Here is a 9,476-nt window from a genome sequence, read left to right on the forward strand (position 1 = left end):
GGCGGAGTCGTGAACGGCGATGCCCTCGGTGATGACGACCGCGAGCGGGATCTCGGCGTCGATCGCCTCGACGACGGCGGCCTTGAAGCCTCAGCCCGCCGCGGCTATGCGCTCCGCCGGTGCGGCGGCTGTCAGCTCGATGTCGCGCCGGCGACGGCGGGCCAGCGCGACCCGGCGCTCCGCGGCGGTGAGGCCGCCCCACACCCCGTACGGCTCGGGCTGCATCAACGCGTGCTCGCGGCACGCCACCATCACCGGGCAGCGGGCGCAGACGCGCTTGGCGGCCTCCTCACGGGCCAGTCGGGCGGCGGTCGGCTCCTTCGAGGGGGCGAAGAACAGCCCGGCTTCGTCCCGGCGGCACACCGCCTCCGAGTGCCAGGGGCCCGCCTCGTCCTCCCGGACGGGGGTCCGCTGGGCAGGAACGGCGGCGACCTGCAGAGGCTGATGCGGCGGTTGCAGCACGGTCTACTCCTGACGACGGCTACGGCTTCGCGAGCGAGAGACGATGCAGCAGTCCATACCCGCTGTGTGTACGCCTATGCACTGAGCGGCACCGGCGCACGGCGTGCGACGAGGGCTCCGGGAGGTGTTCTGGCTGATTCCCGAACGTGCCTTCACCGTGCTGTTCGAGCCGTTCTCAGTGCCCGAGGTGCTTGCGCAGCCGCCGCTGGAGGTCCGCGACGAACTTGCCCCGCTTGGGTTTCGCCTCCACGCTGCCGAGGACGGCGTAGCCGTTCACCACGACGACCGGCGCCTCCGGGTCCACCGACTCCAGCGTGCGGATGTCGAAGCTGCCGAGGACGCCCGTGCCGCTGCCGCGCAGCGTGACGTTCTCCGGCACCCGGATCTCGACACTGCCGAAGATGGACGTGGCGTTGATGACGGTCAGCCGTTGGCTGAAAAGCGCTTCGGTCAGATCGATCTCCACGCTGCCGAAGAGCGAGAAGGCGTTCGTCCGGGGACCCACGCGCCAACGCCCCTTACGGGTGGCGCTGCTGAAGACCGCGACGAGGTTGTCCGTCGGGCCGTCGGGGGACTCGGGGCCGTACGCGTACGGCTGCGGCCCCGGGCGCGGGGCGGCGCCGGAGGAAGCGGCGGGCAGATCGCGGACCAGCGGCTGGAGTTCGCCGACGGTCTTGGCCCGGTAGACGAGGTCGACCCGCTCCGCGTGCTCGTCCGCCGTCAGGCGCCCCTCGGCCATCGCCTCGCGCAGGATGTCCGCGATCCGGTCGCGGTCGGCGTCGGACGCGCGGATCGAGTCGCCGGGCGCGGCCTCGGCGGGCGAGACCTGGGCGGGCGGGGCGGGCGGCCGGGCGGGCTGCTGGGGCTGCTTCTCTAGGTCCACCGGCCCAGCGTACCCAAACGCGATAGATCGCGACTACCCCTCCGGGCGGCGCGCCCGGAGGGAGAGACGGCGCGCTCGACGCCCGGGGATCGGCCCCCTCCAGGTGAGCCTTACCTCACAGGGCCGGCCCGGATGCCGCGTTCTACCCTGGTTGATGCGCTGCCCAAGGGAGGTCAGCCGCTGTCATCGAGTGAGGAATGGCCGTAATGCCAGAGTTTGCGTACTCCGATCTGCTCCCCCTGGGAGAGGACACCACGCCGTACCGTCTGGTGACCGCCGAGGGTGTCTCCACCTTCGAGGCCGACGGCCGTACGTTCCTCAAGGTCGCCCCGGAGGCGCTGCGCACCCTGGCCGCCGAGGCGATGCACGACATCTCGCACTATCTGCGCCCGGCCCACCTGGCGCAGCTGCGGCGGATCGTCGACGATCCGGAGGCCTCCTCCAACGACAAGTTCGTGGCGCTGGACCTCCTGAAGAACGCCAACATCGCCGCCGCGGGCGTCCTGCCGATGTGCCAGGACACCGGCACGGCGATCGTCATGGGCAAGCGCGGGCAGAACGTGCTGACCGAGGGCGGTGACGAGGAGGCCCTGTCGCACGGCATCTTCGACGCGTACACCAAGCTCAACCTGCGCTACTCGCAGATGGCCCCGCTGACCATGTGGGACGAGAAGAACACCGGCTCCAACCTCCCGGCCCAGATCGAGCTGTACGCCACCGACGGCGGCGCGTACAAGTTCCTCTTCATGGCGAAGGGCGGCGGCTCGGCCAACAAGTCGTTCCTCTACCAGGAGACGAAGGCCGTCCTCAACGAGGCCTCCATGATGAAGTTCCTGGAGGAGAAGATCCGCTCGCTCGGGACCGCGGCCTGCCCGCCGTACCACCTGGCGATCGTGGTCGGCGGCACGTCGGCGGAGTTCGCGCTGAAGACCGCCAAGTACGCCTCCGCCCACTACCTGGACGAGCTGCCCGCCGAGGGCTCCCCCACGGGGCACGGCTTCCGGGACAAGGAGCTGGAGGAGAAGGTCTTCGAGCTGACGCAGAGGATCGGGATCGGCGCACAGTTCGGCGGCAAGTACTTCTGCCACGACGTGCGCGTGGTGCGCCTCCCCCGGCACGGCGCGTCCCTGCCCGTCGCCATCGCCGTCTCCTGCTCGGCGGACCGCCAGGCCACCGCGAAGATCACCGCCGAGGGCGTCTTCCTGGAGCAGCTGGAGAAGGACCCGGCGCGCTTCCTCCCCGACACCACCGACGAGCACCTCGACGAGGCCGGCGGGGACGTCGTGGAGATCGACCTCAACCGGCCGATGGACGAGGTGCTGGCCGAGCTGACCAAGTACCCGGTCAAGACCCGGCTCTCGCTCACCGGCCCGCTGGTCGTGGCACGCGACATCGCGCACGCCAAGATCAAGGAGCGGCTGGACGCGGGCGAGGAGATGCCGCAGTACCTGAAGGACCACCCGGTGTACTACGCGGGCCCGGCGAAGACGCCCGAGGGGTACGCCTCCGGCTCCTTCGGCCCGACGACGGCCGGCCGCATGGACTCCTACGTCGAGCAGTTCCAGGCGGCGGGCGGCTCGAAGGTGATGCTCGCCAAGGGCAACCGCAGCAAACAGGTCACCGACGCCTGCGACGCGCACGGCGGCTTCTACCTCGGCTCGATCGGCGGCCCGGCGGCCCGCCTCGCGCAGGACTGCATCAAGAAGGTCGAGGTCGTCGAGTACGAGGAGCTCGGCATGGAGGCGGTCTGGCGGATCGAGGTAGAGGACTTCCCCGCGTTCATCGTGGTCGACGACAAGGGCAACGACTTCTTCACCGAGCCCGCCCCGGCGCCGACGTTCACCAGCATTCCGGTCCGGGGCCCCGGCCTGGGCTGACCGGCCGCCGCAATGGGTCGACGGAGGAGGGGGCGTCCGAACGGGCGCCCCCTCCTCCGCGTTCGGGCCGCGTTCGGGCCGTGTTCAGGCGCGAAGCCGCCCCCCTCGTACGTCGATATCAAGCCAATCTCGTGACAGCGGACGCCACCGGTCCGATCGGGCCCGGAACAGGCGCGACGGGCTCCGTCGCACGCCTGCCGCCCGCCGCGAGGGCCACCCGGGCGGCACGGGCCGGGTGCTGTCAGCTCGTCCGAACGGACACCGCGCGAACAGGCGTTAGGGAACCCCCCGCGCTCCGGCGCCGCGCGCCCCCGCCCCCGCACCGGGCGGACGGCCGGTCCCGCAACGCCGCTTTCCCGCAGACCACCGCCTTCCGGGCTTGCGCCGCGCGAGGGCACCGCGAAGGGTTGTCGAACGTTCCTGACAATCTCCACCGGCCTGATCCGCCGGGCGCCCCTCGGTGTCCTGCGGCCCTTCGCCCGCGCAGCCACTGCCGAACTCCGGAAAGGCGGACGCCGAATGACTCCGGCCCCCCACCGCAGCCACACCGACGACCTGCTCGCCTTCATCGCCGCCAGCCCCTCGCCGTACCACGTGGTCGCGAGCGCGGCCCAGCGGCTGGAGAAGGCCGGATTCCGCGAGCTGCTCGGCACGGACGACTGGACCGGGGCGACCGGCGGCTGCTTCGTCAGCCGGGCCGGCGCGCTGATCGCGTGGTACGTCCCCGAGGGCGCGCCCGCGCACACCCCGTTCCGGATCGTCGGCACCCATACCGACTCACCGAACCTGCGGATCAAGCCCGCGCCCGACACCGGCTCCTCCGGATGGCGGCAGATCGGGGTGGAGATCTACGGAGGGGTCCCGCTGAACACCTGGCTCGACCGGGATCTCGGCATCTCCGGCCGGCTCGCCCTGCGCGGCGGTCCGGACGGCACCCCGCGCAGCAGCCTCGTACAGATCGACGAACCCCTGCTGCGCGTCCCGCAGTTGGCCATCCACCTGGACCGCACGGTCAACGACGGCGTGGCCCTGGACCGGCAGCGCCACATCGCCCCGGTCTGGGCGCTGGGCGACCCGCGCGAGGGCGAGCTGCTGCGGCTGGTCGCGGCGGCGGCCGGGGAGGACCCGGCGGACGTGCTGGGCTGGGACCTGATGCTGCACGACGTCCAGCCGCCCGGATACCTGGGCGCCGAGCGGGAGTTCGTCGTGGCGTCCCGGCTGGACAACCAGGTGTCCGTGCATGCCGGGGTGACCGCCCTGGTGGACGCGGCGACCGGGGTCGCCGAGCCGTCCTTCGTCCCGGTGCTGGCCGCCTTCGACCACGAGGAGGTCGGCAGCGGTTCCGAGACGGGGGCCCAGAGCCCGCTGCTGGAGCGGGTGCTCTCGCGCTCGGTCGCGGCCCGTGGCGGCAGCGACGAGGACTGGTCGCGGGCCCTGTCGGGGGCGTTCTGCGTCTCCGCCGACATGGCGCACGCGGTGCACCCCAACTACGCGGAGCGCCACGATCCCGACCACCGCCCGCTGCCCAACGGCGGCCCGACGGTCAAGGTGAACGTCAACCAGCGGTACGCCACCGACTCCACCGGCATCGCCGTGTTCACGGCCGCCTGTGAGCGGGCGGGCGCCCCCTGGCAGCCGTTCGTCTCCAACAACGCGATGCCCTGTGGCACGTCGATCGGCCCGCTCACGGCGGCCCGCCTCGGCGTCACCACGGTGGACGTGGGGGTGCCGGGTCTTTCGATGCACTCGGCGCGCGAGCTGTGCGGGGTGAAGGACCCGGCGTACCTGGCGGCGATCCTGGGCGCGGTGATGACGGGGAACTGACGGCACGCGGTGGGTGGCGGACGAGGCCCGCCACCCATCTTGCGCCGGACGCCTACACGAAGCGCTGCTTCGCGCTGCCGTCGCACGTCTGGAGCTTCAGCGGGTCCTTGGCCCCCGCCAGCGTCAGGCAGAGCCCGGTCGCGGCCGCCGGGCGGAGGGTGCCCGCCTGACGGACGAACTTCTGGTTGGCCGCGCCGGCGCAGTCCCACACGATGAGCGTGGCGCCCGGGTTGTACTTGGCGCCCGACACGTCAAGGCACCGGTCGTGGCTGAGCGCGGTACGCAGGGTCTGCGTACCGGTGTCGTACCACCAGTTCTGGTTGCGGCCGCCGTGGCAGTCCCAGCCGCCGATCGCGGTGCCGTTACGGGTCACCGAGGCGGGGACGTCCACACAGGTGCCGGTGGCCTCGTTCTTCACCGGGGTGAACACGTCGTCCCAGGCCGCCCTCTGGAGGACCGGGCTCCCCGTGCTCGCCGGGTCGGCGCAGCTCGCCTCGCGGAGCCCGGAGTCGTAGATCTGGGTGAGGCAGGAGGCGAAGGCGCGGTGACCGGCCGCGTTGGGATGGAAGGACTGGCGCACGGAGTTCTCGTCGGGCAGTCCGGGCTTGCTCAGGTCGATGTAGAGCCCGCGCGCCCAGGGGGCCTCGCTGCACACCTCGTGGCCGTGGAAGAGGCGCGAGTTGTCGAGGTAGACCGCTCCGGTGGAGGCGGCCGCCTTGCGCATGCCCACCTGGAAGGCGGGCACGGCGGTGTTGCGGCCCCAGACGGTGTCGGAGTCGTAGCCGAGACCGCCGCAGATCAGCTTGCCGGGGAACTTCGGGTTGTCGTGGAAGTCCGGGCCGATCGGGCTCGGATAGCCCATGAGGACGAGCTTGTAGTCGCTGTTCGCGTACCCGGCGTCGCTCATGACCGTACGGAGGTCGCGGACGGTCGCCTCGACCTTGGGGACCAGGGCGTCCACGCGGGCCTGCCAGCCGCCCGCGTACTTGGGCTCGCACGGGCCCTGGAGGGTGATGTAGCGGACCACGCAGTCGGTCATGACCGGGCCGAACTGGAGGTCGTCGTTGGCGCCCGCGACCAGGACGACCATCTTGATCCGGGTGTTGCGGGCCTTGATCGCGAGGCTGTCGCTCTGGACGAGCTCGTCGGCGTACTGCTTGCTCCCGCCGATATTGATGTTCCCGGTATAGGCGCCGGAGCAGGAGACGTTGTACGTGACGTCCGCCGCGATGCCCGTGCGGTGGATGGCGGCCTCCGGCGAGCGGTGGCACCAGTTGTCCGGCCCGTTGGTTCCGCGGTCGTAGGTGCCCACGCCCTCGCCGGAGATCTCGCTGTCGCCCAGCGAGATCAGCCCGGTCTTCCGTTCGGCGAGCGGCCGTTCGGCGGGGCTGCCGTACAGCCGGGTGGCCTCGGCCGCCCGGACCGTTTCCAGCGCGGGCGGGAGAGGAGTCGATGCGATAGTGCTGGTGCCGGTACCCGACTCGGCCGCGCCGGCCGGTCCGGCGACCGCCATCGTGGTGGCGGCCACCGCGAGTGCGGCGGTGACAGCGGCCGTACAGCGGAGCCGGCGAAAGCTGCGGAGCCCTCGAAGTCTGAGCCTGGTGCGCCTCATTGCGCCTCCCGGGTGAGTGGTTACCCCCGGTATTTACTGGCCGGTAGGCGACTTGGGAATAGCTGGAACAAGACACGTGCTCATCTTTTGCAGGAGGTTTAAACACGATGGTCGACACGTCGGCAGATGCGCAGGACGGCCCGGAGTTCCGGATCGAGCACGACTCGATGGGTGAGGTGCGGGTCCCGGCCCACGCCAAGTGGCGCGCGCAGACCCAGCGGGCGGTGGAGAACTTCCCCGTCTCCGGGCAGCGTCTGGAGCGGGCGCACATCGAGGCGCTGGCCCGGATCAAGGGCGCGGCCGCCAAGGTCAACGCCGAGCTGAAGGTGCTGGATCCGGACATCGCGGGCGCGATCCGGGAGGCGGCCGCCGAGGTCGCGTCGGGCCGCTGGGACGAGCACTTCCCGGTCGACGTCTTCCAGACGGGCTCCGGCACCTCGTCGAACATGAACACCAACGAGGTCATCGCCACCCTCGCCGGCGAACGGCTGGGCAGCGAGGTCCACCCCAACGACCATGTGAATGCCTCGCAGTCGTCCAACGACGTCTTCCCCTCCTCCATCCACATCGCGGCGACCGCAGCCGTCACCGCCGACCTGATCCCCGCGCTGGACCATCTGGCGGAATCCCTGGAGCGGAAATCGGCCGAGTTCGCCGAGGTCGTGAAGTCCGGCCGTACGCACCTGATGGACGCCACCCCGGTCACCCTCGGCCAGGAGTTCGGCGGCTACGCGGCCCAGATCCGCTACGGCGTGGAGCGGCTGCGCGCTTCCCTGCCCCGCCTCGCCGAACTCCCCCTGGGCGGTACGGCGGTGGGCACCGGCATCAACACCCCGCCCGGCTTCTCCGCCGCCGTGATCGCCGAGGTCGCCGCGGCCACCGGGCTGCCGCTGACCGAGGCCCGCGACCACTTCGAGGCGCAGGGCGCCCGGGACGGACTCGTGGAGACCTCGGGCCAGCTCCGTACGATCGCGGTCTCGCTCACCAAGATCTCCAACGACCTGCGGTGGATGTCCTCGGGGCCGCGCACCGGCCTCGCCGAGATCAACCTCCCCGACCTCCAGCCCGGCTCGTCGATCATGCCCGGCAAGGTCAACCCGGTGATCCCGGAGGCGGTCCTGATGGTCGCCGCCCAGGTGACGGGGAACGACGCCACGGTCGCCACGGCGGGCGCGGCCGGCAACTTCGAGCTGAACGTGATGCTCCCGGTCATCGCGAAGAACCTGCTGGAGTCCGTACGGCTGCTGGCCAACGCCTCCCGGCTGCTGGCCGACCGCACGGTGGACGGCATCACCGCCAACGTGGAGCGGGCCCGCGCCTACGCGGAGTCCTCCCCCTCCGTGGTCACCCCGCTCAACAAGTACATCGGCTACGAGGAGGCGGCGAAGGTCGCCAAGCGGTCCCTCAAGGACGGCACCACGATCCGCGAGACCGTCCTGGCCTCCGGATACGTGGAGCGCGGCGACCTCACCGTGGAGCAACTGGACCAGGCGCTGGACGTGTTGCGGATGACACGGCCGTGACAGGTGGGTCACCCGGGGCCCGTGGGGACGCCCGGGTGCCCCCCGTAGGGCCGGCCGGGCACACCGGGTGACCTGAGTCGCAGCGGGCGGGCGCGGACGATCCGTAAGATCCATCCATGACAGGTACGGGAGAGTGCGCACGCTGGGCGCCGGGGGACCAGATCCTCTGGCGCTACCGCGACAACGGCCGGGCCCACCGGGCGCCCGGGGCCCCGCCCGTGCACATCTGCCGCCCGGTGACCGTCGTCCAGGACACCGCGGAGCTGCTCGCCGTCTGGATGGCGCCCGGCACCGAATGCGTACGCCCGGTCCTGGCCGACGGCACGCAGGTGCACGCCGAACCGCTCGCCACCCGCTACACCGCGCCGCGCACCACCGCGCGCTCCACGTGGTTCGGCACGGGGGTGCTGAAGCTGGCCCGGCCCGGGGACCCGTGGTCGGTCTGGCTGTTCTGGGACCGGGGCTGGCTCTTCCGGAACTGGTACGTGAACCTGGAGGAGCCGCGTCTCCGGTGGGCCGGAGGGGTGGATTCCGTGGATCACTTTCTCGACATCTCCGTGAACCCGGACCGGAGCTGGAAGTGGCTCGACGAGGACGAGTTCGCCCAGGCGCAGCACGTCGGTCTGATGGACCGGGAGACCGCCGCGGGGGTCCGGGAGGCGGGCCGGGCGGCGGTCGAGGTGATCACCGGGTGGGGCTCGCCGTTCCGGGACGGCTGGGAGCACTGGCGGCCGGATCCGCGGTGGCAGGTTCCGCCGCTGCCGGATGACTGGGACCGCACCCCTGCCCATATGCCGTCGTGAGACCCTGGACGCACCCCCCGGGGGCCCGGCCGGCAGGCCCGGCTCCCCGAGGGCCACACCGGATCTGACCACAAGTCATCGCACCGGTCGTGCGGAACGACGGGCCACGGACCCGGACGGCCCGCCCGGTCGCAGGACCACCACGAGGGGGTGGAGACGTGTTCGCTGCCCGCTGCCGCCTCGCCGTGAGCAGACCGGCCGCCGCGCGGAACGTCGTCCTTGGGCCATCTCGCGGACGCACGGTTTCGGCCCCGCGTGCGGGGGCATCCGCAGACAGCCGTTGTCCTCATCGCGGTCGCCGGGGCACAGTGGCGCCCCACGAGGCGACTGCCTCATACAACCGGCCCGGACGGACGGAATCCCACGCGTGACGGAGCATCCCACCTCCCACGAAGGCCGGCAGCCGGGCGATCCGGGGCACGAACGGGAAGCTCGGCTCGGGCGCCGCGCCGTCACTCTCGCCGATCAGCGAGCGCGCCTCGTCGTCGACGG

At 71.7% G+C, this 9,476-nt stretch carries 7 protein-coding genes; 4 read left to right on the forward strand and 3 right to left on the reverse strand.

The features are described from left to right. Positions 1-90 precede the first annotated feature (90 nt). Positions 91-462 (reverse strand): WhiB family transcriptional regulator, encoded by a 372-nt coding sequence (locus tag ABZ154_RS34200; RefSeq protein WP_356838294.1) that lies wholly within the window; start codon positions 460-462, stop codon positions 91-93. Between the two features lie 175 nt (positions 463-637). Then, entirely contained in the window at positions 638-1,345 is a 708-nt protein-coding gene (locus tag ABZ154_RS34205; protein ID WP_356838296.1) for a DUF1707 domain-containing protein, read from the reverse strand. Between the two features lie 206 nt (positions 1,346-1,551). On the opposite strand from ABZ154_RS34205, the gene ABZ154_RS34210 reads away from it, so the two are divergent. Then, the gene (locus ABZ154_RS34210; RefSeq protein ID WP_356838298.1) at positions 1,552-3,222 is read left to right on the forward strand and encodes a fumarate hydratase; all 1,671 of its coding nucleotides are present in this window, start codon (positions 1,552-1,554) and stop codon (positions 3,220-3,222) included. Positions 3,223-3,741: 519 nt separating this feature from the next. Beyond that, a complete protein-coding gene (locus ABZ154_RS34215) occupies positions 3,742-5,046 on the forward strand; it encodes a M18 family aminopeptidase (RefSeq protein WP_356838299.1) in 1,305 nt (434 codons plus the stop codon). 52 nt (positions 5,047-5,098) lie between these two features. Here the strand turns inward: ABZ154_RS34215 and ABZ154_RS34220 are convergent, their stop codons facing one another. Then, entirely contained in the window at positions 5,099-6,658 is a 1,560-nt protein-coding gene (locus ABZ154_RS34220) for a ricin-type beta-trefoil lectin domain protein (protein ID WP_356838301.1), read from the reverse strand. Positions 6,659-6,765: 107 nt separating this feature from the next. Between ABZ154_RS34220 and ABZ154_RS34225 the strand changes: the two genes are divergently transcribed. Both ABZ154_RS34225 and ABZ154_RS34230 read left to right on the forward strand, forming a co-directional pair. Continuing rightward, complete coding sequence (locus tag ABZ154_RS34225) at positions 6,766-8,181, forward strand: class II fumarate hydratase (protein WP_356838302.1); 1,416 nt, start codon at positions 6,766-6,768, stop codon at positions 8,179-8,181. A 116-nt stretch (positions 8,182-8,297) separates the two neighbouring features. After that, on the forward strand, positions 8,298-8,984 hold the full coding sequence (locus ABZ154_RS34230) for a DUF402 domain-containing protein (RefSeq protein WP_356838304.1): 687 nt from the start codon (positions 8,298-8,300) through the stop codon (positions 8,982-8,984). Positions 8,985-9,476: the final 492 nt, after the last annotated feature.

This window comes from Streptomyces sp. NPDC006261 (genome assembly GCF_040613515.1).
GTDB lineage: Bacteria > Actinomycetota > Actinomycetes > Streptomycetales > Streptomycetaceae > Streptomyces.

What these genes read in the sequence shown, in the direction of transcription:
- ABZ154_RS34210 (WP_356838298.1), top strand. Translation starts at nt 1,552, where the DNA reads ATGCCAGAGTTTGCGTACTCCGATCTGCTCCCCCTGGGAGAGGACACC.
- ABZ154_RS34215 (WP_356838299.1), top strand. Translation starts at nt 3,742, where the DNA reads ATGACTCCGGCCCCCCACCGCAGCCACACCGACGACCTGCTCGCCTTC.
- ABZ154_RS34220 (WP_356838301.1), bottom strand. Translation starts at nt 6,658, where the DNA reads ATGAGGCGCACCAGGCTCAGACTTCGAGGGCTCCGCAGCTTTCGCCGG.
- ABZ154_RS34225 (WP_356838302.1), top strand. Translation starts at nt 6,766, where the DNA reads ATGGTCGACACGTCGGCAGATGCGCAGGACGGCCCGGAGTTCCGGATC.
- ABZ154_RS34230 (WP_356838304.1), top strand. Translation starts at nt 8,298, where the DNA reads ATGACAGGTACGGGAGAGTGCGCACGCTGGGCGCCGGGGGACCAGATC.